The organism is Exiguobacterium abrahamii (assembly GCF_015645365.1).
Classification (GTDB): Bacteria; Bacillota; Bacilli; order Exiguobacteriales; family Exiguobacteriaceae; genus Exiguobacterium_A; species Exiguobacterium_A abrahamii.
Window position 1 is genome coordinate 1 of the sequence record NZ_JADOYC010000005.1, and the last position, 25407, is coordinate 25407.

The 25407-nt window shown below is 47.6% G+C and carries 28 protein-coding genes, 10 tRNA genes and 1 riboswitch; of the genes, 9 read left to right on the top strand and 29 right to left on the bottom strand.

Features of this window, described 5'->3' with window-relative positions; genetic code table 11:
- Window positions 1-95: 95 nt before the first annotated feature.
- From ITJ88_RS13160 to acpS, 19 genes are all read right to left on the bottom strand, one after another.
- Window positions 96-172 (bottom strand) — tRNA-Ile (locus ITJ88_RS13160).
- Between the two features lie 18 nt (window positions 173-190).
- Window positions 191-267: transfer RNA gene (locus tag ITJ88_RS13165), tRNA-Arg, on the bottom strand.
- Between the two features lie 4 nt (window positions 268-271).
- A tRNA-Leu gene (locus ITJ88_RS13170) sits at window positions 272-358 on the bottom strand.
- A gap of 17 nt (window positions 359-375) precedes the next feature.
- Window positions 376-451 (bottom strand) — tRNA-Lys (locus ITJ88_RS13175).
- 7 nt (window positions 452-458) lie between these two features.
- A tRNA-Gln gene (locus tag ITJ88_RS13180) sits at window positions 459-530 on the bottom strand.
- Window positions 531-534: 4 nt separating this feature from the next.
- Window positions 535-610: transfer RNA gene (locus ITJ88_RS13185), tRNA-Asp, on the bottom strand.
- A 36-nt stretch (window positions 611-646) separates the two neighbouring features.
- Window positions 647-722, bottom strand: a tRNA-Val gene (locus tag ITJ88_RS13190).
- A gap of 3 nt (window positions 723-725) precedes the next feature.
- Window positions 726-800: transfer RNA gene (locus tag ITJ88_RS13195), tRNA-Glu, on the bottom strand.
- 49 nt (window positions 801-849) lie between these two features.
- Window positions 850-941, bottom strand: a tRNA-Ser gene (locus tag ITJ88_RS13200).
- Between the two features lie 7 nt (window positions 942-948).
- Window positions 949-1023: transfer RNA gene (locus ITJ88_RS13205), tRNA-Asn, on the bottom strand.
- A 149-nt stretch (window positions 1024-1172) separates the two neighbouring features.
- Entirely contained in the window at window positions 1173-1613 is a 441-nt protein-coding gene (locus ITJ88_RS13210; RefSeq protein WP_195865960.1) for a SprT family protein, read from the bottom strand.
- Window positions 1610-3730 carry a Tex family protein gene (locus ITJ88_RS13215; protein WP_195865961.1) on the bottom strand — a complete coding sequence of 707 codons (2121 nt, stop codon included), beginning with the start codon at window positions 3728-3730 and terminating at the stop codon, window positions 1610-1612. Before ITJ88_RS13215 ends, ITJ88_RS13210 begins: the two co-directional genes overlap by 4 nt.
- A gap of 63 nt (window positions 3731-3793) precedes the next feature.
- Window positions 3794-4591 (bottom strand): RNA polymerase sigma factor SigB, encoded by a 798-nt coding sequence (gene sigB / locus ITJ88_RS13220; protein WP_023469620.1) that lies wholly within the window; start codon window positions 4589-4591, stop codon window positions 3794-3796.
- Complete coding sequence (gene rsbW, locus ITJ88_RS13225) at window positions 4557-5039, bottom strand: anti-sigma B factor RsbW (RefSeq protein ID WP_195865962.1); 483 nt, start codon at window positions 5037-5039, stop codon at window positions 4557-4559. Before rsbW ends, sigB begins: the two co-directional genes overlap by 35 nt.
- The gene (locus ITJ88_RS13230; RefSeq protein WP_023469622.1) at window positions 5036-5362 is read right to left on the bottom strand and encodes an STAS domain-containing protein; all 327 of its coding nucleotides are present in this window, start codon (window positions 5360-5362) and stop codon (window positions 5036-5038) included. Before ITJ88_RS13230 ends, rsbW begins: the two co-directional genes overlap by 4 nt.
- Before the next feature lie 194 nt (window positions 5363-5556).
- Window positions 5557-5907 carry a type II toxin-antitoxin system PemK/MazF family toxin gene (locus ITJ88_RS13235; RefSeq protein ID WP_023469623.1) on the bottom strand — a complete coding sequence of 117 codons (351 nt, stop codon included), beginning with the start codon at window positions 5905-5907 and terminating at the stop codon, window positions 5557-5559.
- A 3-nt stretch (window positions 5908-5910) separates the two neighbouring features.
- Entirely contained in the window at window positions 5911-6135 is a 225-nt protein-coding gene (locus ITJ88_RS13240; protein WP_023469624.1) for a hypothetical protein, read from the bottom strand.
- A 139-nt stretch (window positions 6136-6274) separates the two neighbouring features.
- Window positions 6275-7348 carry an alanine racemase gene (alr, locus tag ITJ88_RS13245; protein WP_195865963.1) on the bottom strand — a complete coding sequence of 358 codons (1074 nt, stop codon included), beginning with the start codon at window positions 7346-7348 and terminating at the stop codon, window positions 6275-6277.
- Window positions 7326-7706 (bottom strand): holo-ACP synthase, encoded by a 381-nt coding sequence (gene acpS / locus ITJ88_RS13250; protein WP_195865964.1) that lies wholly within the window; start codon window positions 7704-7706, stop codon window positions 7326-7328. Before acpS ends, alr begins: the two co-directional genes overlap by 23 nt.
- A gap of 68 nt (window positions 7707-7774) precedes the next feature.
- On the opposite strand from acpS, the gene ITJ88_RS13255 reads away from it, so the two are divergent.
- Window positions 7775-8515, top strand: coding sequence for a rhomboid family intramembrane serine protease (locus tag ITJ88_RS13255; RefSeq protein ID WP_195865965.1), 741 nt, complete (start codon window positions 7775-7777; stop codon window positions 8513-8515).
- A 48-nt stretch (window positions 8516-8563) separates the two neighbouring features.
- Here the strand turns inward: ITJ88_RS13255 and ITJ88_RS13260 are convergent, their stop codons facing one another.
- The 3 genes from ITJ88_RS13260 to ITJ88_RS13270 are packed head-to-tail and all read right to left on the bottom strand — an operon-like array spanning window position 8564 to window position 9612.
- On the bottom strand, window positions 8564-8827 hold the full coding sequence (locus tag ITJ88_RS13260) for a hypothetical protein (protein WP_023469628.1): 264 nt from the start codon (window positions 8825-8827) through the stop codon (window positions 8564-8566).
- A gap of 19 nt (window positions 8828-8846) precedes the next feature.
- Window positions 8847-9347 carry a hypothetical protein gene (locus tag ITJ88_RS13265; RefSeq protein WP_023469629.1) on the bottom strand — a complete coding sequence of 167 codons (501 nt, stop codon included), beginning with the start codon at window positions 9345-9347 and terminating at the stop codon, window positions 8847-8849.
- Window positions 9337-9612 carry a 4a-hydroxytetrahydrobiopterin dehydratase gene (locus tag ITJ88_RS13270; RefSeq protein WP_023469630.1) on the bottom strand — a complete coding sequence of 92 codons (276 nt, stop codon included), beginning with the start codon at window positions 9610-9612 and terminating at the stop codon, window positions 9337-9339. Before ITJ88_RS13270 ends, ITJ88_RS13265 begins: the two co-directional genes overlap by 11 nt.
- Window positions 9613-9775: 163 nt before the next feature.
- Between ITJ88_RS13270 and ITJ88_RS13275 the strand changes: the two genes are divergently transcribed.
- Together ITJ88_RS13275 and ITJ88_RS13280 are read left to right on the top strand one after the other, a co-directional pair.
- Window positions 9776-10309, top strand: a complete 534-nt coding sequence (locus tag ITJ88_RS13275; protein ID WP_195865966.1) for a cysteine hydrolase family protein — start codon at window positions 9776-9778, stop codon at window positions 10307-10309.
- Window positions 10310-10326: 17 nt separating this feature from the next.
- The gene (locus ITJ88_RS13280) at window positions 10327-11778 is read left to right on the top strand and encodes a nicotinate phosphoribosyltransferase (protein ID WP_029342847.1); all 1452 of its coding nucleotides are present in this window, start codon (window positions 10327-10329) and stop codon (window positions 11776-11778) included.
- Between the two features lie 50 nt (window positions 11779-11828).
- On the opposite strand, the gene ITJ88_RS13285 is transcribed toward ITJ88_RS13280, so the two are convergent.
- Window positions 11829-12155 carry a hypothetical protein gene (locus tag ITJ88_RS13285; protein WP_029342848.1) on the bottom strand — a complete coding sequence of 109 codons (327 nt, stop codon included), beginning with the start codon at window positions 12153-12155 and terminating at the stop codon, window positions 11829-11831.
- A 142-nt stretch (window positions 12156-12297) separates the two neighbouring features.
- Here ITJ88_RS13285 and ITJ88_RS13290 point away from each other — a divergent pair, with 142 nt between their 5' ends.
- A complete protein-coding gene (locus tag ITJ88_RS13290; protein ID WP_050678476.1) occupies window positions 12298-12789 on the top strand; it encodes a YwpF family protein in 492 nt (163 codons plus the stop codon).
- Here ITJ88_RS13290 and ITJ88_RS13295 read toward each other — a convergent pair.
- Together ITJ88_RS13295 and ITJ88_RS13300 are read right to left on the bottom strand one after the other, a co-directional pair.
- Entirely contained in the window at window positions 12786-13376 is a 591-nt protein-coding gene (locus ITJ88_RS13295; RefSeq protein WP_087681596.1) for a histidine phosphatase family protein, read from the bottom strand. The two genes, ITJ88_RS13290 and ITJ88_RS13295, sit on opposite strands and share 4 nt — an antisense overlap.
- A 17-nt stretch (window positions 13377-13393) precedes the next feature.
- Window positions 13394-14383 (bottom strand): alpha/beta hydrolase, encoded by a 990-nt coding sequence (locus tag ITJ88_RS13300; RefSeq protein WP_195865967.1) that lies wholly within the window; start codon window positions 14381-14383, stop codon window positions 13394-13396.
- Window positions 14384-14552: 169 nt separating this feature from the next.
- Between ITJ88_RS13300 and ITJ88_RS13305 the strand changes: the two genes are divergently transcribed.
- Both ITJ88_RS13305 and ITJ88_RS13310 read left to right on the top strand, forming a co-directional pair.
- Window positions 14553-15566 carry a metal ABC transporter solute-binding protein, Zn/Mn family gene (locus ITJ88_RS13305; protein ID WP_195865968.1) on the top strand — a complete coding sequence of 338 codons (1014 nt, stop codon included), beginning with the start codon at window positions 14553-14555 and terminating at the stop codon, window positions 15564-15566.
- Window positions 15567-15635: 69 nt separating this feature from the next.
- Window positions 15636-15740, top strand: a riboswitch (SAM riboswitch).
- 81 nt (window positions 15741-15821) lie between these two features.
- Window positions 15822-17132, top strand: a complete 1311-nt coding sequence (locus ITJ88_RS13310; protein WP_064300651.1) for a Na+/H+ antiporter NhaC family protein — start codon at window positions 15822-15824, stop codon at window positions 17130-17132.
- A 45-nt stretch (window positions 17133-17177) separates the two neighbouring features.
- Here ITJ88_RS13310 and ITJ88_RS13315 read toward each other — a convergent pair whose 3' ends face one another.
- A complete protein-coding gene (locus ITJ88_RS13315; protein ID WP_195865969.1) occupies window positions 17178-17381 on the bottom strand; it encodes a hypothetical protein in 204 nt (67 codons plus the stop codon).
- Window positions 17382-17538: 157 nt separating this feature from the next.
- Between ITJ88_RS13315 and ITJ88_RS13320 the strand changes: the two genes are divergently transcribed.
- Window positions 17539-18351: an aldo/keto reductase gene (locus ITJ88_RS13320; protein WP_029342855.1), complete on the top strand. Its 813-nt coding sequence runs from the start codon at window positions 17539-17541 to the stop codon at window positions 18349-18351.
- A 340-nt stretch (window positions 18352-18691) separates the two neighbouring features.
- Here ITJ88_RS13320 and ITJ88_RS13325 read toward each other — a convergent pair whose 3' ends face one another.
- From ITJ88_RS13325 to ITJ88_RS13335, 3 genes are all read right to left on the bottom strand, one after another.
- Window positions 18692-19153: a hypothetical protein gene (locus tag ITJ88_RS13325; protein ID WP_195865970.1), complete on the bottom strand. Its 462-nt coding sequence runs from the start codon at window positions 19151-19153 to the stop codon at window positions 18692-18694.
- A gap of 86 nt (window positions 19154-19239) precedes the next feature.
- A complete protein-coding gene (locus ITJ88_RS13330; protein ID WP_195865971.1) occupies window positions 19240-20685 on the bottom strand; it encodes an alanine/glycine:cation symporter family protein in 1446 nt (481 codons plus the stop codon).
- A 182-nt stretch (window positions 20686-20867) separates the two neighbouring features.
- Window positions 20868-23321: a CoA-disulfide reductase gene (locus tag ITJ88_RS13335; RefSeq protein WP_195865972.1), complete on the bottom strand. Its 2454-nt coding sequence runs from the start codon at window positions 23319-23321 to the stop codon at window positions 20868-20870.
- Window positions 23322-23521: 200 nt separating this feature from the next.
- On the opposite strand from ITJ88_RS13335, the gene ITJ88_RS13340 reads away from it, so the two are divergent.
- Together ITJ88_RS13340 and ITJ88_RS13345 are read left to right on the top strand one after the other, a co-directional pair.
- On the top strand, window positions 23522-24049 hold the full coding sequence (locus ITJ88_RS13340; protein ID WP_023469644.1) for a type III secretion system chaperone family protein: 528 nt from the start codon (window positions 23522-23524) through the stop codon (window positions 24047-24049).
- Window positions 24050-24205: 156 nt separating this feature from the next.
- Complete coding sequence (locus ITJ88_RS13345) at window positions 24206-25390, top strand: hypothetical protein (protein WP_195865973.1); 1185 nt, start codon at window positions 24206-24208, stop codon at window positions 25388-25390.
- The last annotated feature ends 17 nt before the right edge of the window (window positions 25391-25407 follow it).

A 25407-nucleotide genomic window follows, 5' to 3' on the forward strand; every position in this document is an offset into this window, starting at 1 on the left:
ACGAAGCTTGCGCTTCATTCGTTTTTGTATTCCGTAGAATACGATTTTTGCCTCATCGTTCAGTTTTCAAAGTTCGTCATTGTTTGTTTTGAAAATGGTGGGCCTAAGTGGACTCGAACCACCGACCTCACGCTTATCAGGCGTGCGCTCTAACCAGCTGAGCTATAGGCCCGTCAAAGCAAACAAAATATGGTGCACCCTGAGAGATTCGAACTCCCGACCCCTTGATTCGTAGTCAAGTACTCTATCCAGCTGAGCTAAGGGTGCGATATGGTGCGGTCGAGAGGACTTGAACCTCCACGATGTTGCCACCACTAGGCCCTCAACCTAGCGCGTCTACCGATTCCGCCACGACCGCAAATATGAAATTAAAAATGGTGTGTCATGCAGGATTCGAACCTGCGACCCTCTGATTAAAAGTCAGATGCTCTACCAACTGAGCTAATGACACATAAAAACTGGGCTGGAAGGGATCGAACCTTCGCGTGCTGGAATCAAAATCCAGTGCCTTACCACTTGGCTACAGCCCAAAAATGGCGGTCCTGACGGGATTCGAACCCGCGATCTCCTGCGTGACAGGCAGGCATGTTAACCGCTACACCACAGGACCGCAATTTGAAGTTGTAAACAACTCTTTAAAAAGAAATGGTGGAGGATGACGGGATCGAACCGCCGACCCCCTGCTTGTAAGGCAGGTGCTCTCCCAGCTGAGCTAATCCTCCATATGGTGACCCGTACGGGATTCGAACCCGTGTTACCGCCGTGAAAGGGCGGTGTCTTAACCGCTTGACCAACGGGCCATATCGTAATCAATAATTATTCTCAAGAAACATTTTCACATAAGAGGTCTGGCGGAGATGGAGGGATTCGAACCCTCGCACCAGTTTCCCGGCCTACACCCTTAGCAGGGGCGCCCCTTATAGCCACTTGGGTACATCTCCAAAAGAATGGCTCCGCAAGTAGGATTTGAACCTACGACCTACCGGTTAACAGCCGGTTGCTCTACCGCTGAGCTATTGCGGAACGTTACGTTCTGTTCGGAACACTTTTATATAGTAGCAACTTTTTTTCTTTCCGTCAATGCTTTTTTAAAAAAGTTTTTAGCGACGATAAGTTGTTTAGTTGCTGTCGTTTTGACGACTTCTATAATTTATCATGCTCCGAAATGAACGTCAACTACTTTTGTAAAAAATCTTTCCACGACATCGACCACATCGATATCTTTCCGTATTCATGCGTCTTTTCCTTCTATATAATGTGCTGCATTTCTCACATTCATAAAGATAGGATTTTTTTTCGTCTTCTTGTCTTCTGGGACTGTATCGAAGCCCACCATAGCGCTCTAACCATTCCTTGAAGTCTTGATCTTGATGACGGTGCCCCATTCCTGCTAGATGTAAATGATAGTGACATAGTTCATGAATCACGATTCCGCGGAAGACTTTCATGTCATCGATATATCGTTTATTGAAGTCTAAATGATGATCGCCTAAGAAATAGCGACCACCTGTCGTCTTCAGTCGTGGATTAAAATAAGCTTCATGTCGAAACGGTAAGGAAAATACGTCGAGCGAAAGTTGCTCGACGTATCGTTGTAATTGTTCATTCGTCATTTCGGCGGAACCAGTGTCAAACCAATCCGTCCCCGCTCTGGTTCAACATTTGTCACCCATACCGTCACGATATCCCCGACAGCGACGACATCAAGTGGATGCTTGACACGTTTACGACTAAGCTTCGAGATATGAATCAAGCCATTCTCTTTCACTCCGATATCAACGAACGCACCAAAATCAAGAACATTCCGGACCGTTCCTTGGAACTCCATCCCGACTTGGATCATATCCATCGATAGAACATCTTGGCGAAGCAACGGTTTATCGAGCGCTTCCCGTGGGTCACGACCCGGACGTTGTAACGCTTCGATGATATCACGTAGTGTCGGTTCTCCGATCTCGAGCGTCTGTGCCATCTCCGGTAATGACAATGTAGACAATTGTTCCCGCACCGCATCCGTTCCAACTTGATCAAGCGTTAAGCCGAGTGTCTTAAATAACTTCTCGACTGTTTTGTACTGCTCTGGATGAATCGGCGTCCGGTCGAGCGGATGCGTACCTTCTAGAATTCGCAGGAATCCTGCAGCCTGCTCATATGCCTTTGCACCAAGACGAGGAACTTTCAATAATTCCTGACGCGTCTTGAACGTTCCAAGTTCCGAGCGGCGTTCGACGATTTTTTTCGCTGTCGCCTTCGTGATTCCTGCGACATAACTCAATAGCGGTTCTGACGCTGTATTAACATCGACCCCAACCTGGTTGACGACCGTCTCGACGACAAAATCAAGTGTCTCCTTCAGTTTCGTTTGCGAGACATCATGTTGATATTGACCGACTCCGACAGACTGCGGGTCGACTTTAACGAGTTCAGCGAGTGGATCCTGCAGGCGACGTGCAATCGAAATCGCGGATCGTTGTTCAACCTGAAGCTCCGGGAACTCGGTCCGGGCAATCTCTGAAGCAGAATAAATACTTGCTCCTGCCTCGTCGACGATCGTAAAGGCGATATCTGTTTGCCCCTTCATCCAGTCCGCAACGAATGCTTCTGTTTCCCGTGAAGCTGTACCATTACCAATCGCAATCAACTCAATCCCATATGTATCGACGAGCTGCGAAAGAGTTTGGCGTGCTTCTTTTGCTTTTTGCTCTGACATCGTCACGTAAATGACGCCGACTTCCTTCATTTCACCTGTCGGATCGATGACCGCCCACTTACACCCTGTCCGGTAAGCCGGATCAAGTCCCAACATGACTTTCCCTTTCATCGGTGGCTGCATGTAGAGTTGGCGGAGGTTCTTACCAAAGACGTCAATCGCTTGGAGCTCTGCCTTTTCCGTCAGTTCATTTCGAATTTCCCGTTCAATGGCAGGGAAGACCGATTTTTTATAGCCCGTCGTAATCGCCGCTTCGACGATATCACGTTTCTTTGGCGCCAGTTGTGCGTAGGAACGAAGCAATGTTGGTAAAACCCGTTGCTCCTCTAACACGACTTTCACAGAGACGATTTTCAATGCTTCCGCACGGTTAATCGCAAGAATCCGGTGCGGAACGATCTGTTGAATCCGCTCACTGTAGGCATAATACTGCGCAAAAACACCTTTTTCATCGACTGCATCCTTTTTCTGTTTTGTGACGATTTCTGCTGAACGGCGCATTTGCTTACGAATGAACTCACGCACCGTCGCTTGTTCGCCCCACTCCTCGGCAATGATCGATTGCGCCCCAGTCAGCGCTTCTTCCGAATCCAGCCCATTGCTCAAGCGATGGAATGTCGCTTCATCATAAGCAGACTTGTCGCGGAGCCAGTCAGCAAGTGGTGCAAGCCCTGCTTCCCGTGCAATTTCCGCTTTCGTCCGACGTTTTGGTCGAAATGGTAAGTAGATATCTTCGACTTGCTGTAACGTCGTCGCTTTTTCAAGTGTTCGACGAAGTTCCGGCGTCAGTCCACCTTGTTCCTCAATCTTTTCAAGGACGTCGCTCCGTCTGCTTTCAAGTTGCGTTAATTGTTTATGTCGATCGAGAATCGCTTTGATCGCGACCTCATCGAGTTCACCTGTCTGTTCTTTCCGGTAGCGGGCGATGAACGGAATCGTACCGCCTTCTTCCGTCAATTGTAAGACTGCCTTCACTTGCGCAGGACGTACATTCAATTCACTTGCGATTCTCTTTTCCATCTGCTTCACCTCTCATTCATTATACCGAAGAACGCATGGAAAAGAAAAAAGACTGACACGAGGTCAGTCTTTTGAGAATACTTCATTTGGTTCAACTTTGATCGCTTCACGTAACTTTTGTAAAGCGCGTCGTTGGAGACGGGAAACATGCATTTGTGAAATGCCGAGTAGTTCGCCCGTTTCTTTTTGACTCATATTGCGGTAGTAGGCACATTCGAGAATCGAACGTTCGCGGTCCGTTAAGACAGCAAATGCCTTTTCAAGAATCAGACGCTGATCGACGGAGTCGTAGCCGTTTTCTTGATTCCCGACAAGATCGAGTAATGTAACGGTACTACCTTCCTGATCTGCCTCAATCGAGCTATCAACGGATAACGCTTGATAGCTTTTACCCATTTCAAGTGTTTCGAGGACTTCCTCTTCCGATACTTCAAGACGCGCAGCAATCTCATCGATGCGCGGAGAGCGTTGCAACTCCGTCGTCAACTCCTCGACTGCCTTCTTGATTTTCGGTCCAAGTTCCTTGATGCGACGTGGAACGTGAACGCTCCACGTTTTATCGCGGATGAAACGTTTGATTTCACCGATGATCGTCGGAACAGCAAACGATTCAAAACTGCGACCGAATTCCTTATCGAAGCGGCGAAGGGCTGCAAGCAACCCAATCATACCGACCTGAACGAGATCGTCATGAATCGGTCGACCGCGCGAGAACTTCCGGGCCAAAGCTTCTACCAAGTCTGAATAACGCTCGAGTAATGCCGCATGCACTTCCTCATCTTGGTCGTCCTGCTGATACAAATCAATCAGTCGAAGTACTTCATCATCACTGTGATGGCGTTGTTGAGACTTTGCTGGCACTTTGACCCACCTCATCTCTATTCATATATTTTGTCATATGGACAGTGACGCCGTTCGCTTTCTCGATCGTTACTTGATCCATCAATGCTTCGATCATCAAGATGCCGAGTCCTCCTTCATGCAAGGAATCGAGATCGTGTGCATTCGTAATCGGTTCACTTTGGCGTTTGACCTCATCTTTATCGAACGTAATGCCGTTATCCTTGACGACAATCTCAAGACGATCATCCGGATAGACATTACATGTCAAGGCGATGCTACCATCTTCTTTTCCTTCGTATGCATGTTGAACAGCGTTCGCACATGCTTCTGAGACAGCGATCTTGATATCTTCGATGTCATCATACGTGTATCCCATCCGGTTGGCGACACCTGAAACCGTCAGACGGGCAATGGCTACATATTCCGGTTTTGCCGGTAATGTCATGTTTAGTTGTTCGTTCTTCATTGCGTTCCACCTCTTACACCACTATCGATTGTAATGATGCTTGAAAGACCTGTGATTTCGAATAGACGACGGATGCGTTCAGAAACGCCGACGAGCGTGAACGATGTACCGTTCTTTTTCGCCGCTTTGAGTGCTCCGACGAACACGCCGAGACCTGTCGAATCCATGTAGTGTACTTCATCCAAATGGACGACGACATCGTTTGTTTCAACTGCCGGGACTAGTTCTTGGCGAAGCTTTGGTGCTGTATACGTATCAATCTCACCTGCGATATAAAGATGCGTCTGACCGTCAAGCTGCTCTGTTTTAATTGTTAAATCCATCTTCAAGTTCCTCCTCAAGGAAAATCTGTCTATGTGGTCTTGCTATTCATCCTACCTCATCCCTTTATAAAAAGGTCACTTGGGTATCTTTCCCCGTAAAGAAAACTTTAAAACCCATTTTATAAAAAAAGAGGTCAAAAAAAGTCGCATACGCTAGTATCGACTCTTCTTGTGTTGCGCTTCTATGTAAGTGCCTAAAAATCAACCAAGCCTAAGCTGATTGCGACGGCACTATTTACTTTCATCATCGTGTCTGGATCTAGATGTGTGACTTTATCCGTTAGACGGCGTTTATCAATTGTCCGGATTTGCTCAAGTAAGATGACCGAATCACGTTCTAATCCGTGTCGCTCTCGATATACTTCCACATGGGTCGGTAGTTTGGCTTTGTCGATCTGTGCCGTGATCGCAGCCACGATGACTGTCGGGCTGAATCGGTTACCAATATCATTTTGTAGAACAAGCACGGGACGAACTCCCCCTTGTTCCGATCCGACCACAGGTGACAAATTTGCATAAAACACGTCGCCACGTTTGACTATCAAAGCTTACACCCCGCTTACTTGACGTAGGAGTGAGAACTCCGCCTCCGTTTCAATCTGGAACATTTCGCCAACGATCGATAAATTGATTGCTGCCATTTCTTCGTAACCACGCTTCAATTCCTCACGTAGCTGACGCTTGCGTTCTTCGGTCGTATGGTTCGACTTCATCCCAATCGTCTCCTTCGCTACATTTCGCTCAACAAACTGCATTTCCCGTTGTTGGACCAAGATAATGGCACCTCCAGATTCACTGAAACCTTAACGAACGACTCACTTTCTACTTCAATATATCAGTCGAATTCAGAAAATACAATCAAAATTCAAACAAATAACATATTTTTGCCATCTTATTGATGTCTTGTACGAATCATTGACGTGGAACACGCTTCGAGAATTGACAGAGAACTTCATAGTTGATCGTCCCGAGCCAATGGGCTGCTTCCTCGATTGGTGCCCCTTCTCCAATCAAGATGACTTCCGTTCCGATCGGATATTCCCGCGGTAAACGAATCATGAGCCGATCCATGCAGACACGCCCGACGATTTCGCACGGTAGACCGTCTACGATCAACGAATAGCCTTGGAACTTGCGTGACCAGCCATCCGCGTAACCGATCGGAACGGTACCGATCCATTCATCCGTCGGCGCGGTATAGGTCGCTCCGTAACTGATCGTTTGACCCGGTTCGACTTGTTTGACCTGCATCAGACGACTTTTCAGTGAAAACGCTGGTTTTAGAAATTCATAATGACCTGCCATCTCATCGGACGGCATCGCCCCATATAATGCAATACCAACTCGAACGACGTTAAACGGTGCTTGACCTGCTAAGCGAATCGCTGCCGCCGAATTGGCACAGTGGACGTACCGGATATCCGGTACTAGTGCGACGTACGATAAAAACGTCTCGAGCTGGCGTTCAAACAACCGGCTGTTCAGCTCGTCAGCAGTCGCGAAATGCGTATAGATCCCTTCAAGTTCAACGAGATCATCATCACACTCAACAAGAATTCGCTTCAACTCATCGACATGTTGCAATCCGAGTCGCCCCATTCCCGTATCGACTTTGATATGCAAGCGGAGATGATCGACTTCCGTCAAATGACGTTTCGCTTCCTGAAGCCAATCGGCTGAAAAGACAGGAACGGCGACATCATAATTCGAAGCAACTGGTGCATGTTCCGGTAGTAAGGCTTCAAGCATCAGAATCGGTGCTTGGATGCCCGCTTCGCGTAACTCAATCGCTTCTTCGAGGAGTGCGACAGCGAGTAAGTCAGCTCCGTTCTCAAGAGCGATCTCAGCGACTGTCACTGCCCCGTGACCATAGCCGTCCGCTTTGACGACCGCCATCACCTGTTGTTCGCCCATCCGTGTTTTGATTTCGCGTATATTATGTGCGATCGCTTCCCGATCGATTTCAATCCAAGTTGGTCGGTACATCCCATTCCCTCTTCTCTAATAAGACTTGCGCAGATGCATAATGCTCTGAATGCGTGATCGAGACGTGGATGACGCCATCGAATGGTCCACTCATGATCGGTCGCCCTGTCTCATCGTTTAAAATTTCAACGTCTTGCCAAGAGACTTCTTTTCCGACGCCGGTTCCGAATGCTTTGACGAACGCTTCCTTTGCAGCGAAACGTCCAGCAAGATACTCGATACGACGGTGTCCCGAGAGCGATTGAAATCGTTCCTGCTCTGCCTGTGTTAAGATTCTCCCGGCAAAACGCGGCTGTCGTTCAAGCGTTTGCTCGATTCGATGCAGTTCGACCAAATCGATTCCAATTCCATAAATCATCCGAGACGCCTCCACAGTTCTATTCTTCGCCATCTTCATATAGAATGAAGATGAAGCGAGGTGTTGTCATGTTTAGTCGAACGGAAAACCTACAAACGTTCACACGTTCTTATCCGGTCGTTTCGTTGTTCATTTTAATCCAAGTCGCCCTGTTTGTCATCGAACAGTTGGGTCAACTCCTTAACCTGACATTCTCTCCTCTAAATGCAGGGGCATCCATCAATCTCTTAATCGAGCAAGGTGAATGGTGGCGTGTCGTCACAGCAACGTTCTTGCATTACGATTTTTGGCACATTGCGTTCAATACGTTTGCTCTCGTCATCTTCGCTCCACCGCTTGAGCGGATGATTGGTCACGGTCGATTTGCAGCCTTTTACTTGCTCGTTGGTACGCTCGCGAACATCTTGACGTACTTCACGAAAATCAATGAACCGTTTTATGGTCAAGCTGGAGCATCGGGTGCCATTCTTGGTTTGCTTGGTTTTTATGTTTACTTGAGTCGATTCAAGCGGACGGTCATCCTAGCAGATGATACACGTCTTGTGTATATCTTCACTGCGGTCACGGCAGTCTTTACGTTGCTCGGATCGAACGTTGCTGTCTTTGGTCATTTGTACGGTTTCGTCCTCGGATTCCTCTTCGGATTCGTCTTTGGTAATCGTGCCGTTCCATTCACACGTCCGTTTCAAACCGGTCGTCGTTCGAGCGGTGGACCTGTCTTCGTAAGCGGTTCTGGTCAACTCGGTCGGATCTTCTTCTATATCATCATCGCGTTTGCCGTACTCGGATTATTCTTCCGCTACTTGTAAACCAGCATACAAAAAGGACTCCGCTACACGCGTGAGTCCTTTTTTTGCTTATTTGCGAAGTACTTCTGCTAAGTCCTTCACGTCGTCAATCAGGTTATGGATCGTCTCCTGATTATCCGTATAGAGTGCTTTTAGTTCCTCAAAGCGCCCTTTTGGATCTTGTTTGACGGCAGACAATTGTGTTCCTGCGCCGCTGAATGTCCGTTTCACTGCTGCGAACTGCGCTTGGCGCGTATCTTTATGCAGTAGTGATAAAGTAGCGCCGACGAGTGCGCCACCGAGTGTTGCTACGACAAAATAGTTCTTCTTCATCTGTTAGTCCCCCTGCATCTCACTCATTTGTTGGTGGTACGATTTGATACCGTTTCATGACGGGAGAAGGCGCGAACGACTTCCCTGCCTCTTCAGCATACTGGTCTACCGTAAGACGTTCAACTGATTTTGCATAACGAGCTCCGTCCCCTGTCTCTTGGAACTGAATCAATAAGGCAAGATCCGTTCCCTTCTCGACACGTCCAATCCGAAACGCTTGGAAGCCACCGTATTCTGCTCCGATGACTTTCGGATTCGACATCACTTGATGTACGAATAGATCTCCACTATTTTGATCTGCCGGAATCGACCAGTAGAAGAGACTGCCTTCATCCGAAAAATTGCCACGTGATTCGAGCAACGTGTAGGTATTGCCACTTTGAAAAGGTGATTTCGAGTCCGTCTCCATCCAGAGGATGGCATCGCCGCTTCCGCTAGCGACACGAATATGAGCATCACGGGAACGAATTTGTTCAACGAACGAACCGCTACCGAATGTAATCGAAAGTTTAGATGGCATCACAGGCCTCCGCAAGTTGAAAGTCTTTTTCCGTCAATCCGTTTTCATCATGAGTCGTCGCCGCAAGTGTGACGTTTTTATAGTCGATCACGATCCGTGGATGATGATTCAAGTTTTCAGCGATACTCCCGACTTCCTGTACGAAATCCAGTGCCGCAGGAAACGATGCAAGTGTATAGGTCCGGACGATTTCATCATCCACGACACTCCAATCCTGCAACCGCTCAAGACGCTCTTCCACTTCATATTCATTCAACCTAGCCATCCCTTTCTCCTCCTCTACTATCATTTTCGTCCTATACTTTATACCCCATTCTTTTACTTCTCTATACCTGTTTGTATCCGATTTCTTCCTTTTGCCTTCTGTGTGAGATAGAGTACAATGTGAAAGAGAACACTAATTCAAAATCGGAAAGGGGCTTACGCATATGCGCGCTCTGATTGTCATTGATTACACGATCGATTTCGTTGCTGACGAAGGAAAGCTGACTTGTGGAAAACCAGGACAAGCGATTGAAGATCGAATTGCTACGTTGATGGAGGAATTTTCAACGGAAGATTACGTCGTCATCGCCAACGATATTCACGAAGAAGGCGATACGTTCCACCCGGAAACCGTCCTCTTCCCGCCACACAATATCCGCGGAACACATGGACGTGATCTGTTCGGAAAAGTCGCAGCCATGGCACGGGTTGCCGATCACGTCATCGACAAGACGCGTTATAGTGCGTTCGCCGGGACGGACCTCGATTTACGCTTGCGTGAACGCGGTATCCGCGAAGTCCACCTCGTCGGTGTCTGTACGGACATTTGTGTCCTTCATACAGCTGTCGATGCCTACAATCTCGGGTATCGTATCGTCGTCCATGTCGATGCGGTCGCAAGCTTTAACGCGACTGGTCACGAGTGGGCGCTTACACACTTTAAACAATCGATCGGCGCTGAAGTCGTCGGCGAATAAGAAGGGATCTGTCCGTCATGTTACAACGTAATCTTGCACTCCATACCGATCTGTACTTACCACGGTGGATGTATATCTATTGGAAAGAAGGACGTCATAATGAACGTGCCGTCTTTGATGTTTACTACCGTTCGAATCCGTTCGCAGGAGGCTATGTCGTCTTTGCGGGTCTCGAAAATATCATCGAGTATATTCAAACACTCCGTTTCACGGAAGAAGATATCACGTACTTGCAAGAGATGATTGGCTTCCCGGATGAGTTCAAGGATGAACTGCGTCAGTTCAAGTTCAATGGTTCGATTTCAAGTGTCAAAGAAGGCGAAATCGTCTTTCCGAACGAACCACTGATTCGGATCGAGGCACGCATCTTTGAAGCAAAACTCTTACAGACCGCGATTTTGAACATCGCGAACCACGAATCGCTCATCGCGACGAAGTACGCACGGATTCGTCAATCGGCTCCTCGTGCGAAGTTCCTCGAAGCTGGTGCCCGTCGCGCGCAAGGCATTGATGCCGCTTACTTCGGTACGCGTGCTTCGTACCTGGCTGGTTTTGACGTCACAAGCCTTGCTTCAGCAGGACGCGACTTCGGCATTCCGTGTGGTGGAACGATGGAACATGCCGACATTCAATTCCACGATGACGAATTGACGGCATTCCGGACATTCGCTTCTCATTATCCGGATCAGGCGACATTACTCGTCGATACGTACGATACGCTCAAGAGTGGTCTTCCGAATGCCATCACGGTTGCGAAGGAGCTCCAAGCCAAAGGGCATAAACTACGTGGCATCCGAATCGATTCTGGCGACTTATCTTACTTGTCAAAACGTGCCCGTAACATGCTGGACGAAGCCGGCTTCCCGGAAGTCGACATCGTCTTATCAGGGGACCTCGATGAGTACGTCATCCAGGACTTACGCATCCAAGGTGCCCAAGCCAATACGTTCCTCGTCGGAACACGCGGTATCACAGCCTACGAACAACCAGCTCTTGGAATGGTCTATAAACTGGTCGCGCGTGAAGTAGATGGCGAGCTCGCACCCGTCATTAAAGTATCCTCGTCAAAAGCAAAAACGACGACGCCCCATATCAAGGAAGTGTATCGCATCATCGATCCGGTGACGGATAAGTTCAAAGGCGATTACGTGACGTTGATGGACGAAGATCCGTCGACACTTGAAGCTGTCGATCTCATCGACGTCCGGGACCCATCGTTCCGAAATCGCATCGAACAGTTCAAGGTCGAACGGTTACTTGAACCAATCTTCAAAGATGGAGAACTGGTCTATACGGTTCCGACGATCGAAGAGAGCCGCCACTTCCACGAAACACAGATCGGTCGTCTGTGGGAAGAGTACAAACGGCTGCGTTTGCCAGAGATTTATGCTGTCACATTCAGCGATCGTCTCTGGAAGCTCAAACTCGACATGATTCGGGATACTCGACTGGCAAGTGGATTAAAATAAAACGCCAAAAAGCGCCGTTCTTCCTCCATCGGAATGAACGGCGCTTTTTCTCATGTTAATCCTGCTTCGTTTCCGACAGGTGTCATTTCTGTTGGCGCTTGTTCCATCTTCTTACGAAAGTACCATGCGAAGCCAAGTGCACCTCCGATGAAGACGATATACGTGATGCGTTGACCGAATTCAGCTAAGGAATCCGCGTAGAAAATACTGATTAAATGATCACTTCCACTAATGAGTAGCAAACAGGCAATCAGGAGCGCAATGCGATATGCAAGCGTCGGGCGGTCTGTCGGTTCAGCATGCCAATACATGATGATATGGTGGGCAAGTAGAACGATACCCAGGATTCCTAATATTCCAATGAGTACTTGCGGCATAATGAACGATCCTCCTGTTTAGTAGTATCTAGTCTTATTTAAACATAGTTCATACGAATTTCGTCAGGAAAAGTTTCCCGTCTTACATTCCTCACGGTATACTGTAGGAAAATCGTAAGCGATCAAGGGAGGGTATTTTTTCATGAAAACCTTTAAGTTATGCACATTACGCATTTTAATGGATGAGTCAGGACGTGATACGACGATTCCCGTCGCCATTCAGGACGGATTGACGGTCAGTACCGAACAGACGGCACAGTGGGTTGCAGAAATCGTCGTTCCTCCGACGGATCAGCCGATTGTCGATGAATTGTTCACAAAACATTTACGTGCTTTGATTGAAATCACGATCTCACGACCTGATAATGACCCTGCCGCGATGATCGTCACGCCTCTTGAACGGACTGTCTTAAGCGAAAACGTCTCATATGTCTTCACGGGTAAGATGGTCATGATGAAAAATGATTTATCTGAATCAATCTTACGCGAAGTCGTCGAAGATGGATTCGCTGGCGAAGAACTCGTTCAAGAGTATAAGGATCGTCGTTCAAAACGTGGCGCCCATATCACCAGTATCGCTAAAGAAACGTTCAAACAATATTTGACAGAGCATCCGAACGCACCCGTCTCTTAAGGTTTTTCAACCTCGTCCGTGATGTGGTCCGCTACGTTGATGCGATCAATCGTATAGTGATCCGTATGATGGATATAATTCGCACACGCGTTTTTCAATGGTGTCCGGTAACTAAATGTCGCATCAATCGACGATAATGCTGCCTTGATCGTATGCGAGTGACAAACGATTAGAACTCGTTTCCCTTCATACGTGCGTGTCACTTCCTGTAGCGCATCGAACACGCGATCCTGGATGGCTTGTTCCGTTTCAAGACCTGGCACAAGTGTCGTATCGTTCGCTTGAACGGCTTCGTAAATCGCTGCGACCGGTTCACCGGAAGCGGCTCCGAATTCGCGTTCGACAAGTCGCTCATCTGTCCCTGTGATCGTTAAACCAACAGCACGACCGATGATTTCTGCTGTTTCAACGGCACGCGATAAAGGACTTGCTAACAAGACATCCCACTTTTCATTCGATAGATAAGCGGCGCTGAGTTCCGCTTGTCTTCTTCCTGTTGCATTCAACGGGATATCTTCTCTTCCTTGAATCCGTTCGTTTAAGTTCCAATCCGTCTGACCATGCCGCACTAAACAAATTTCAGTCATGTCTCTGTCTCCCTCATTTAAGAAATATGACTGATTGTATCATGTTTTCCATTCGGAAGTTGTCGCGGTGGCAACAGTAGCACCTGACAGGTGAAACGTTCAATTCGTTCGAGCAATCGCTCAATCTTTAACGGATTTTCCGTCTGAGCGAAACTGGCAAGTGAGTGGGTGCCGTTCGGGAAGGAAAACAAACGAACATCGGCTCCGACATCCGCTCCCTTCTCAACGAAATGCAAGGCTTGAGAAAATGGAACGATTGGATCTTTTTTACCGTGCAAGAGCATGATGGGCGGGGCATCCGACGATAAATGTGTGACGGGTGAGACGTGCGTCATCAGCTTGCGCCATTCTTCTCGTCCCCCCTTGTAGAACTTAATGTGGGCAATCCAAGTCTGAATGAAATTAAACAACAAAAAGTTCGTCGGTGGATATAAAGCGATCACACCACTGATCAATGGCATGTGGCGCTCATCACGCTCACCAACGAAAGCAGATGGGGCAAGTGCCGTCGTCAGCATGAGTGCGGCTCCGGCTGAGTCTCCCCATACCATCATCCGTCCTCTTAGAATGCGAAGATCCTCTGCTTCCTTATTCAAAAAACATAACGCATCCCGTACATCTTCGAGGTTATCCGGAAAATAACTGCCCTCTTCAAACAAACGATAATCGATACTACAGACGGCAACTCCGAGTTCAAGCAGACGGTCGACGATTGGACTAAAGCAGAATATGTCATCGCGCTCTCCACGAACAAATGCACCACCGTGTGCATAGATGGCAACGGGAAACGGTCCCTCTCCCGGTGGATAATAGAGATCGAGCTGTAAGATGCGGTCTCCCACCTGTTTATAGGTAAGCGTCCGCGGTGCCAGTTGTTTTTCTGTGAGTGGCAAGGCGGGTTCGGTCCATCGAAGCAATGCACCATAATTGTTCCAGATACTCGCTCCCGCTGCTGCCGTCGTCAATAACGCAGCTCCCCCCATTAGCCATGCAGTTTCACGTTTCACTTGATCACCTCCAAAAGACGTACCAGTTTCTTCACTTTATTATCCTTTTACCCCGTTTTAAAAGATGTCGAACGTCTCGGTATTCCTACTTGACGCTTCATCGGCGTTCCGCTATAGTGAGAAAGTCCAAATCGGAATAGTTACGTTTTAATAATGGAGGTATCATATAATGAAAAAAATCATTCCTGCTTTAACGGTCGCCTTCGCGAGTGCAAGTGTCCTCGCTGCTTGCGGTTCAAATACCGATTCATCGACTTCAGATAAAACCCAGACAGAAGTCTATGCATCAACGTTCGCGACGGCTGCTATTGCCCGCGAAATCGGTGGTAATCAAGTCGACGTCAAGATGATCGTCCCACCTGGAGCAGACCCCCACTCTTACGAGCCAACGTCAAAACAACTCACTGAGATTGCCAAGGGCGACTTGTTCCTCTTAACCGGTACGACGCTCGAGCCGTATTCGAAAAAAATCCAGGAGAGTCTAAAAGGCACGGATGTCCGCTTCGTCGAGACAAGTAAGGACGTCAACTTGCTAGAGTCGGATGCTACACTTCATGCACATGAAGAAGAAGGGCATACAGAAGACGAACATGCCCACGAAGAAGAAGGGCATGATGATCATGCAACAGATGAACATGCGCATGAAGAAGAGGGTCATGACCACGGAAAATACGATCCACACGTCTGGCTCGACCCTGTCAACGCAAAAGCAATGGCACGCTCGATTACAACTGCTCTATCAAAAGAAGTACCAAAAGACAAAGCAACATTCGAGAAAAACTTAAAAGCGTTCGATCAACAAGCTGACGCACTCGATGAAGAGTTCAAACAAGCGGTCGCTGATGGATCGAAAAAAGAACTTCTCGTTACGCATGCCGCTTACGGTTACCTCGCAGAACGATATGGTTTCACACAACTGCCGATCGCAGGAATTTCTCCTTCTGATGAACCGTCACAAAAGCAACTGGCCGCTTTAGTGAAAGAAGCACGGATGCATGATTTGAAATACGTCGCGTTCGAAGAGACAGTTTCACCTAAGGTTGCACGTGTCATCCAAAAAGAAATCGGAGCTGAATCCGTAACGATTCATAATCTAGAGTCGGTCACGAAAGCGCAACAAAACAGTTCTTATTTCAAGTTGATGGAAGAAAACGTCCAAACATTGAAAAAGGCACTTCAGTAAAGTACAGTTGACACGCGTTACTCAATGCGGTACGGTAAGAAACGTGTTTTACAACAATTGAATGACTTCTTTTTATCGCGAGAAACGGAGGGACTGGCCCAATGATGTTTCGGCAGCGGACGATTTGATTCGTACTGTGCCAAATCCAGCAAGCGAAAGCTTGAGAGATAAGAAGAGCGTCTTTATTTCATAAAGACCTCCTTCTTTCTTGCGAAGGGGTCTTTTTTTGTATCTTTGAGAAACGAGGTGTCAACAATGAATGAAACGATCACGCCTAACAAATGGGCACTGCTTCCCCTCGTCGTATTCCTGGTCCTCTTCATCGGAGCCGGGATCTTCTATGACGACTTTTACAAATTTCCGATCCTTATCGCCGCACTGATCGCTTTGATTTTTGCTGCAATCACGACGAAAGGATCGATCAATCAAACGGTTGAACGAATTGCAACGGGTGCCGGAAATCCCGATATCATGATCATGGTCTTCATCTTCTTACTAGCCGGTACGTTTTCTGGAACGGCAGAAGCAATCGGTGCCATCGATGCGACCGTTAATGCCGCTTTGACGTTTCTACCTCCATCGCTTCTCATGAGTGGTCTGTTCATCATCGCTGCCTTCATCTCGATGGCGATGGGGACATCTACCGGAACGATTGCTGCACTCGCACCGATCGCCTTCGGTATTCATGAAGCGACAGGCATCAACGTTGCGATCGCAGCGGCTGCTGTCGTTGGTGGATCGATGTTTGGCGATAACTTGTCGTTCATCTCGGATACGACGATTGCTGCCGTCCGTACCCAAAAAACGAACATGCGCGATAAATTCCGGACGAACTTCATGATCGTCCTGCCGGCTGCTATTTTGACGGTCATCCTGCTCGCATTCGTTTCCGGTTCTGGTGACGTCGTCGAAGCAAAAGCCTTTGAATTCTACAAGTTGATTCCATATCTCGCTGTCATCGTTCTTGCGATCTTCGGTGTCAATGTCATCCTTGTCTTAATTGGTGGTACGCTACTCACCGGCATCATCGGTATGATTGATGGTAGCTTCGGCTTAAGTGGCTTCGTCCTCTCGATGTCTGAAGGCATGTTGGGCATGGCGGAGATCTCCATCTTGACGCTCCTCATGGGTGGTCTCGTCAGCTTGATTACGTTCAACGGTGGAATCGCCTTCTTAAAAGAGACGCTGACACGCAAGATTTCACAGCGTCGGGGTGCCGAATTCAGTATGGCGGCACTCGTCAGTGCAACGAATCTCGCGACAGCAAACAATACGATTTCGATTCTCGTCGCTGGACCACTGGCAGCTGAAATCGCCGATACGTATGAAGTCGATCGCAAGAAATCAGCGAGTATCCTTGATATCTTCTCTTGTGGTATTCAAGGCATCATTCCGTACGGGGCACAACTTTTGATCGCAGCAGAATTGACGAAAACAGCTTCTCCTGAACTGATTCCGTATCTGTTCTACCCGTTCCTCCTCTTCGTCTGTGGATCAATCGCCATCTTCTTCGGCTTGCCACGCATGAAGAAGACAGCGACGAAGCAAGAAAAAATTTCTTCGTAACCATAAAAACAGGTCCAATCGCGTCGACGATTGGACCTGTTTTTATTATTTTTTCTGCTTCGCTTGTCGTTCTAAGATTAAGTAAGCGATTGCCGGAAGCGGGAATTGAACGAGTCCAGCGCCTCCCCACACCCATGGATTACGTCCTGACTTTCGCGCACTAAGAAACAGACCCACTGCCTGCGTTACTAACAACGCGCCAATGCTAAGCCAAGTACATTTGGATAGCTGTTTATTCTTTTGAGCCATCTTTTCTCCCCCTCTTTTAACACACGATTAAATCTTATGATTCTTTTCTATTTTACCTTATTTTGTTCCTCCATGAGCATGGAAACGGACGTCTTCGTTCGTTCATGCTAAACTAAACGAGCAAATCTAAACTACGTTTTATGAGGAGGAGTAACACATGCAATACGCAAAACTTTCAAACGGTATTACGATTCCCCAAATCGGATTCGGTGTCTGGCAAGTAGATGAAGAGACAGAAGCACCTGCTGCTGTCGCTGAAGCATTACGTGTCGGCTATCGTCATATCGATACGGCTGCTGTCTACAAAAACGAGCGCGGTGTCGCAAAAGGAATCAAGGAAAGCGGCGTGAAACGTGAGGATCTCTTCTTAACGTCAAAAGTCTGGAACGATGATATTCGTGCCGGTCGGACGAAGGAAGCATTCGCAGAATCGCTCGAACGTCTCGAAACAGATTACCTTGACCTCTATCTCATTCACTGGCCGGTCGAAGGCTATATCGAAGCGTGGAAAGCAATGGTTGAACTGTATGAAGCAGGCAAGATCAAAGCGATCGGTGTCTCGAACTTCAAAGAACATCACCTCGATACATTGGCAGAAGAGGGCTTGATGGCACCAATGATCAACCAAGTCGAGTTGCACCCACAATTACCGCAACACGAACTGCACGAATACTTGCAAGATCACAACATTCAAGTCGAAGCATGGAGCCCACTCATGCAAGGGAAATTCCTCGAAATCAATGATTTCAAGGAAATCGCAGAGAAACACGGCAAGACACCTTCACAAGTCGTCTTACGTTGGCATCTCGACAACGGCATCGTTGCTCTTCCAAAATCCGTTACACCAGCACGCATTGCGGAAAACTTCGACGTCTTTGATTTCCAACTCGATGCTGATGATCTTGAGAAAATTGATCGTATCGCAACGGATGTCCGCCTCGGACCGGATCCGGACGAAATCGATTTTTAATCTGGCAATTCACGTAAAAGATGAGGCTGACTCAAAAGTCCGTTTCCACAAAGAGAAGGGTGGCAGAACGATGATCTGCCACCCTATCTCGTAACAAAAAGAATGACGTGTTTCACGCCACTCCTACAGGAAAAGTGCCTCTTTGCGCTGTAAGAGACAAACAAGACCCGTTTTCCTGCTTGAATAAAGCCGGAAAATCGGCTTGTGTCTCACCTGAGGAAAGGGCGTGAAAAGACGCGTCATTCTTTTTGAGTCAGCCTCTTGATTCATCTGAACGACGAGAGACCCGTTTCCAGTCTATGACTTGGAAGCGGGTCTCTTTTTTTATGATTGAAGCTGATCAGACATAATAAATTAAAATCGTATCTTCCGCTTCTTCCGCCTTTTGAAAATAGGCACGCAGATTGGCGAACTGTTCCCAGACATCCTCGAATTCTCCCGGTGTTCCGGCTTCATTATGAATCGAAGCAAGTGCCCGTTGATCAAAATTCCGCATCACCTCAGCCGAGATAATGAGGAGTGGTAAGGGAAGAATACCGACAATCGCCGCTTTCTCTTCGTTAACGATCAACTCTTCGCCAACGATCGCTCGTCCCAGATTGTAATGCGTGTCTTGATCAATATAGATATCGATTTGATTCATCAAATGATAGATAGCATTCGTCTGTTCGAGAGCGAATAATTGTTCATGATCGGGTTGTGTCTCATGAATGAATAAAATCCAGTCCATGATGATGTGGGGATCGTTTCCGAACGACTCCCAGACCGCATCTGTGACGCGGACGAAATGTACGTTTTCCATTCTCCCCCTCCCTTCTGTACTCTGTATTCCCTTTTTAAATTCGTTCTATACAAAAAAAGAGCCAGATTTCTCTGACTCCCTTTTTCTTAGATTGCTTTTTCGTCTTTTTCTGATTCTTGCCATGCTTCAAGCGTATCTTTCCCCGGCAAGTTCGGAATCGAGTCCGCATAGAATCGTGGCTCTTTTCCAGCTTTTCGTTGCCCGACATAATCTTCGAGCGCTAGTTTCGCGATTTTTGAGAGACGGAAGATCGCATACAAGTTAACGATCGCCATCAGTCCCATGAAGATATCTGCTAACGCCCACACGAGGTTCGCCGATTCAACGAGTGAACCGAAGACGATCATGACGAGAACGAGTACACGATACGCCATCAAAACTTGTTTATTTTCACGGATGAAGTTGATATTCGATTCACCGTAGTAGTAGTTTCCGACGACAGAACTAAAAGCAAAGAGGAAAATCGCGACGACCATGAATCCTGTCGCGAGTGATCCGACTTGTGATGCGAGCGCACCTTGCGCTAAGTCGATCCCAGCTACCGGTTGACCACTAGCATCCTTTGTTGCCACTCCACTGACGAGAACGATCATCGCTGTCGCCGAACAGACCATCAACGTATCAACGAAGACCGCAAACGATTGAATCAATCCTTGTTTCGCCGGGTGAGAGACTTCCGCTGTTGCCGCCGCGTTCGGCGCTGAACCCATACCGGCTTCGTTCGAGAATAAACCACGGCGAATCCCGTTCAAGAGTGCTGCACCTACTGCACCACCTGCGAGTGTCTTGAATTCGAATAGACCTTCTTGGAAGATCAATTTAAAAATACTTGGCAGTACTTCAAGATTCGTCGCCATGATGTAGAGCGCGATCAGGATATAACCACCGGCCATGATTGGTACGAGGAACGACGCGACGGTTGCGATACTACGGACACCACCAAAGATGACAAGTGCCGTCAGCACGACTAGTCCGACCGTAATCCATGTTTTATCAAAGCCATATTGATTTTGAAGAGAAAGCGAAATCGTATTCGATTGAACGGAATTGAAGACAAATCCGAATGAGATCGTAATCAAGATACTAAATAAGATTCCTAACCAACGTTGACCGAGTGCTTTTTCCATATAATAGGCAGGACCCCCACGCCATGCCTTATCGTCCCGCACCTTGTAGATCTGCGCGAGTGTACTCTCGACGAATGCCGATGCCGAACCGATCAAGGCGATCAACCACATCCAGAAGACTGCTCCTGGTCCACCAAGTGCGATCGCTGTCGCAACACCCGCGATGTTACCGGTACCGACGCGAGCTGCCGTACTGATTGCAAATGCTTGGAACGGTGATACACCATCTTTGCCTTTATCCGTTCCTTGGAACAGTAAACGTAACATCTCCGGTATCATCCGGAATTGAACGAACCGCATCCGGAATGTAAAATAAATGCCTAATCCGACGAGTAAGATGATCAGTACGTTTGTCCATAACATGTCACTGATTCTACTGACTACATCCATTACCTGCTTCTCCATCCGATTCCCTCCACTTCCACCACATAGTTTCTCTTTTTAGATGTAAACTTTTTTCACATGTGAATTATCATACGCAATTTTTTTTTAAAAATCAAACTCATCTATACCTCATACCACAAAAAACGTGTCAAACCTCACATCAGATGTCAGGTTTGACACGTTCATTTAAACAGGTTTTTAGATTAGATGAACAGATTCAGATTGGCACCATCCGTTGCACCAAGGTAACTCGCGACACCACCGTAATCAATGCCGTCAAGGAGTTCTTCCTTCTTGATGCCCATGATATCCATCGACATCGTGCAGGCGATCATCCGAACACCGGCTGCTTGCGCTTTTGCCATCATCGTCTCGAGTGCATCGACTTGTTTGTCCTTCATGACTTTTTTCATCATTTTTTGACCGGCGCCTGCCATGTTCATGTTCGAGAGCGGTAGCTCCCCGGCATGCTTCGGCATCATCATGCCCATCATCCGTTCAATGCCGGCTTTTTCGACTGCCGGTGCGTCTGGTTTTCGAATGATGTTCAAGCCCCAGAACGTAAAGAACATCGTCACTTGTTTCCCCATCGCTTGTGCACCTTGTGCGATGACGAAAGAGGCAAGTGCTTTATCAAGATCACCACTGAAAACGACCATCGTCGCATCATCTGCTGGATTGACTTGAACCGGCGCTGGAGCTGGTGTCTCTCCTTGCCCTTTTTCAAGCATGACCTCGACGACACCTTGATTCATCTCCGCTGAATGAACTGTGTGACCTAGTTTTTTCGCCCATGCTTGAACGTCCGGTAAGAATCCTGGGTCTGACGCCTTGACGAAAATTTGCTCGCCGTCCGTCATCTGATCAATTTTTGTTTTCAGCTCTAAGATTGGACCTGGGCACTGTAAGCCGCACGTATCGAGCAGCGTCACTTGTTCTGGTGCAGTCTTCGTTGTTGGCTCACGTTTCGTTACCGTCACAGCAGTCTCCTCCTTCGCTTGGCTTCGTGCTTCTTGATCACGACGCACGACCGACCATGTTTTGTATCCGCCGCTTAAGTTTTTCACATCATAACCGTGTTGTTGCAACAGTTGACTCGCAACATATCCACGTAATCCGACTTGGCATGTCACATAGATCGTTTGATCCTTCGGCAGATCAGTCAACTTCTCACGTAATGTCGGTAACGAGATATTGACCGATCCCGGAATCGCGCCTAACTCGTTTTCCGATGGTTCACGGACATCGAGTAATAAGCCACCGTTGGCGACGATCGCATCGATTTCATGCCAATGAACGTTCGCACTGTCACCAAGCACGATGTTCGACGCAATATATCCTGCCATGTTGACCGGATCTTTTGCTGAACTATATGGCGGTGCATATGATAGTTCAAGATCTGGTAGATCAAGCACTGTCAATCCACCTTTAATCGCTGTCGCGAGGACATCGATTCGTTTCTCGACACCTGTCATGCCGATTGCCTGCGCTCCATAGATCGTTCCTTCGATTGGATCAAACAGTAGCTTCATCGAAATCGGACTCGCCCCTGGGTAATATCCCGCATGCGATCCCGGGTGGAGATGCACGGCTTCATAACGAAGACCAAGTTGACGCAACCGTTTTTCATTGTTACCGGTCGAAGCGACCGTCAAATCAAAGACTTTTGCGACCGCTGTTCCGAGCGTGCCACTGTACCGAACGTCGCGTCCGGCGATGATGTCAGCAACGAGGCGTCCTTGACGGTTTGCCGGCCACGCGAGTGGAACGTGTGTCGCTTCCTTCGTGATATAATCTTTAACTTCAATCGCGTCACCAATCGCAAAGATCGATGGATCGGATGTCCGCAGTTGATCGTTGACTTGAATCGTCTGTTTGATGCCAAGTGTTAAACCAGCATCTGCTGCGAGCGTACTCTCCGGCGCGACACCAATCGATAGGATGTTCATCTCGGTTTCGATCACGCGTCCGCTTGTCAGGACGACGCGGCGACCTGCCTCTTCAAAATGAGCGACGCCATCTTCTAGAATCAACTCGACGCCTTTCGCACGCAGATGTTCATGAACGATTGCTGCCATTTCCGGGTCGATCGGAGCCATGACTTGATCCGCCATCTCGACGAGGGTGACGTGCGCCCCACGTTCGACGAGGTTTTCTGCCATTTCGAGACCGATGAATCCTCCACCGATGACGACTGCTTGCTCTGGACGCGTCGTATCGACGTATTCCCGCATCCGGTCCGTATCCGGGATGTTCCGTAACGTAAAGACGTTTGTTGCGTCATCGAGTCCTGGAATGTTTGGACGAATCGGTTTTGCACCTGGAGAAAGAATCAGATGATCGTACGATTCATCGTATTCTTCACCCGTTTCAACATTGCGGATCGTGACCGTCTTCGCTTCACGGTTAATCCGAATCGCTTCCGACAAATTGCGGACATCTAAATTAAACCGTGCATGCATGCCTTCTGGCGTTTGGACGAGTAATTTATTGCGATCTTTGATGACATCTCCGATATAGTAAGGCAGTCCACAGTTCGCGAACGAAATCTCTTTTCCCCGTTCAAGCAAAATGATTTCTGCCGTTTCGTCAATACGACGCAGTCGCGCTGCTGCCGTGGCGCCACCTGCGACGCCCCCTACGATGATCGTTTTCATCTGATGATTCCTCCTTGAGTTTCTATCTGCCACTTAATATACCCTGTTAGGTATGTCTTTTCAAGTCAATTGCTCGCAAATTCACAAACAAGACATATCTCTGCTCTTTTGTATTTTCTTCCTATCTTAACGGACATTAGTTGCAATTCCTTCTGAAATGCTTGAAACTGAATTTATAGTATATAAAGGGGGATTTTGCAATGGACCAGGAACGTAACTCGAACGAATCAAACGAGAACAATAAAGTGACACCGATTCACCAAGATCGTCAACCCGAAACAAACGAACAAGGAATCGCGCCACAACAGCAACAACACTTGGAAGCATTCCAAGCTTTCCTAGTTGAAAAAGGCATTCCAATGGAAGCACGTGAGAATGAGACACACGTCTTCTTCATGACACAAGAAAAAACACCTGCTGGAGCAGAACCGATGATGATGATCGTCTTCAGTAAGACGACGACAGATGTCGAATTGTTCGCTCGTACGGTGACACACGTACCAGATGGTGTCGAGGATCTCCCGATTCTGAACGCCATCAACGACTTCAACCAAGAATTCAAATACTTCCGCGTCGTTCTCGACAGCGACCGTGATGTCACGATCGCATCAACGATCGATCTTGATCACGGCTTCAATCCAGCTGCCATCTTCGGACATTCTGTCATGATGTTCCAAGCATCAGACGAAGTCTACACGTATTTGACAAAACTGTACGAACAGTTCTAATTTCTCATTTTAAAACGGCTTTGGAGCTCTGCTCCGAAGCCGTTTTTTTCTTTAAAGTTCAATTGACAATGAGAATTATTCTCGCTATAGTTAGATTTGTGAAAACGACTACATGACGGAAAACGTCTTATTAATTCTTCTGGGGGAATCACGATTATGAAAAAACGTTTAAAAGTAGCTTCGATCTTCATGGTAGCCGGTATCTTGGCTGCCTGCGGTTCGAATGAAACGGATACGACTGCACCGAAAAAAGAGAAAACGGAACAGTCGACCGAAACAAAATCAGCAGATGCGGGGATTGCTGCAACGACACTGACAGATGAATTGACGATCTTCAGCTCAATTAAAACAGAACTCGACAAAGCAAAAGAAGGACAAGCGATCGATTGGAAGATGGTCACGACAAGTTATGAATCGAAACTCAAAGGTGGTGTCGAGACGACAGCACCAGAAATCGAACAAGTCATCCAGTCTGCTTTAGCAGGTGTGGAAGCGAAGGATCTCGATGAGAACATCGCGCGTCAACTCGTGGATAAAGGTCTACAATCGTATTTCTATAAATTACAAAAAGCAACACAAGCAAAAGCTGAAGAAGCACTCGTAGCTGGTAAACCGGAAGCTGCAACGGAAGCACTCAAGGACGTGGAAGCGATGGCGAAGACCGTCTTCATTCCGACAGCTGAAAAACGTGACGCGAGCTACGGCTTTAAAAACGAAGACGCCATCGCTCAAGCGATCACATCAGGTCTTGCAGCTCAGCAAGAAGCCATCGACGCGAAAGAAATCGGTGACTTCAATGTTGCAAAACAAGTAACGGATAAATCGATTTATCGTTCCTTCTATTTAGCTGCACTCGGTTATGCACAAAAAATCGAGGATGGCGCAAAAGCCGGTACGGACGAAAAAGAATTACAAATGGAGCAAGCCGAAGGATATGGTTTCCTCCTTGCGATTGAAGAATCATTAGCAGGCGGAGACGAAGAAGCTGTCAAAACGCTGAAAGAGCGTTATGATTTCTCGAAAACAAAACCAGCTGATGTCTCTTACAAAGAAATCGAAGGATTGTTCGCAAAAGCGTTGACGGAAAAAGTCGACGGGTATCATGAAGAGGCACAAGAAGCGATCGAGAAGAAAGACGTCGATACAGCACGTGCAGAAGCAATGGAAGCGAACATGTTCGTCGTTGCGATGAAACCGACGCTTGAGAATCGTCTTGGCAAGGACAAAGCAGCACAAGTCGCAAAAGACGCAAACGAATGGTTCGCACTCGTCGAAAAAGGTGACGTCAAGGCTGAAACGACAGGTGAACGGATCACAGACGCACTCGAACCACTTAACTAAGAAGGAAATGGAAACGG

What these genes read in the sequence shown, in the direction of transcription:
- ITJ88_RS13210 (WP_195865960.1), bottom strand. Translation starts at nt 1,613, where the DNA reads ATGACGAATGAACAATTACAACGATACGTCGAGCAACTTTCGCTCGAC.
- ITJ88_RS13215 (WP_195865961.1), bottom strand. Translation starts at nt 3,730, where the DNA reads ATGGAAAAGAGAATCGCAAGTGAATTGAATGTACGTCCTGCGCAAGTG.
- rsbW (WP_195865962.1), bottom strand. Translation starts at nt 5,039, where the DNA reads ATGAAGAACGAACAACTAAACATGACATTACCGGCAAAACCGGAATAT.
- ITJ88_RS13230 (WP_023469622.1), bottom strand. Translation starts at nt 5,362, where the DNA reads ATGGATTTAACAATTAAAACAGAGCAGCTTGACGGTCAGACGCATCTT.
- alr (WP_195865963.1), bottom strand. Translation starts at nt 7,348, where the DNA reads ATGTACCGACCAACTTGGATTGAAATCGATCGGGAAGCGATCGCACAT.
- acpS (WP_195865964.1), bottom strand. Translation starts at nt 7,706, where the DNA reads ATGATTTATGGAATTGGAATCGATTTGGTCGAACTGCATCGAATCGAG.
- ITJ88_RS13255 (WP_195865965.1), top strand. Translation starts at nt 7,775, where the DNA reads ATGTTTAGTCGAACGGAAAACCTACAAACGTTCACACGTTCTTATCCG.
- ITJ88_RS13260 (WP_023469628.1), bottom strand. Translation starts at nt 8,827, where the DNA reads ATGAAGAAGAACTATTTTGTCGTAGCAACACTCGGTGGCGCACTCGTC.
- ITJ88_RS13265 (WP_023469629.1), bottom strand. Translation starts at nt 9,347, where the DNA reads ATGCCATCTAAACTTTCGATTACATTCGGTAGCGGTTCGTTCGTTGAA.
- ITJ88_RS13270 (WP_023469630.1), bottom strand. Translation starts at nt 9,612, where the DNA reads ATGGCTAGGTTGAATGAATATGAAGTGGAAGAGCGTCTTGAGCGGTTG.
- ITJ88_RS13275 (WP_195865966.1), top strand. Translation starts at nt 9,776, where the DNA reads ATGCGCGCTCTGATTGTCATTGATTACACGATCGATTTCGTTGCTGAC.
- ITJ88_RS13280 (WP_029342847.1), top strand. Translation starts at nt 10,327, where the DNA reads ATGTTACAACGTAATCTTGCACTCCATACCGATCTGTACTTACCACGG.
- ITJ88_RS13285 (WP_029342848.1), bottom strand. Translation starts at nt 12,155, where the DNA reads ATGCCGCAAGTACTCATTGGAATATTAGGAATCCTGGGTATCGTTCTA.
- ITJ88_RS13290 (WP_050678476.1), top strand. Translation starts at nt 12,298, where the DNA reads ATGAAAACCTTTAAGTTATGCACATTACGCATTTTAATGGATGAGTCA.
- ITJ88_RS13295 (WP_087681596.1), bottom strand. Translation starts at nt 13,376, where the DNA reads ATGACTGAAATTTGTTTAGTGCGGCATGGTCAGACGGATTGGAACTTA.
- ITJ88_RS13305 (WP_195865968.1), top strand. Translation starts at nt 14,553, where the DNA reads ATGAAAAAAATCATTCCTGCTTTAACGGTCGCCTTCGCGAGTGCAAGT.
- ITJ88_RS13310 (WP_064300651.1), top strand. Translation starts at nt 15,822, where the DNA reads ATGAATGAAACGATCACGCCTAACAAATGGGCACTGCTTCCCCTCGTC.
- ITJ88_RS13315 (WP_195865969.1), bottom strand. Translation starts at nt 17,381, where the DNA reads ATGGCTCAAAAGAATAAACAGCTATCCAAATGTACTTGGCTTAGCATT.
- ITJ88_RS13320 (WP_029342855.1), top strand. Translation starts at nt 17,539, where the DNA reads ATGCAATACGCAAAACTTTCAAACGGTATTACGATTCCCCAAATCGGA.
- ITJ88_RS13325 (WP_195865970.1), bottom strand. Translation starts at nt 19,153, where the DNA reads ATGGAAAACGTACATTTCGTCCGCGTCACAGATGCGGTCTGGGAGTCG.
- ITJ88_RS13330 (WP_195865971.1), bottom strand. Translation starts at nt 20,685, where the DNA reads ATGGAGAAGCAGGTAATGGATGTAGTCAGTAGAATCAGTGACATGTTA.
- ITJ88_RS13335 (WP_195865972.1), bottom strand. Translation starts at nt 23,321, where the DNA reads ATGAAAACGATCATCGTAGGGGGCGTCGCAGGTGGCGCCACGGCAGCA.
- ITJ88_RS13340 (WP_023469644.1), top strand. Translation starts at nt 23,522, where the DNA reads ATGGACCAGGAACGTAACTCGAACGAATCAAACGAGAACAATAAAGTG.
- ITJ88_RS13345 (WP_195865973.1), top strand. Translation starts at nt 24,206, where the DNA reads ATGAAAAAACGTTTAAAAGTAGCTTCGATCTTCATGGTAGCCGGTATC.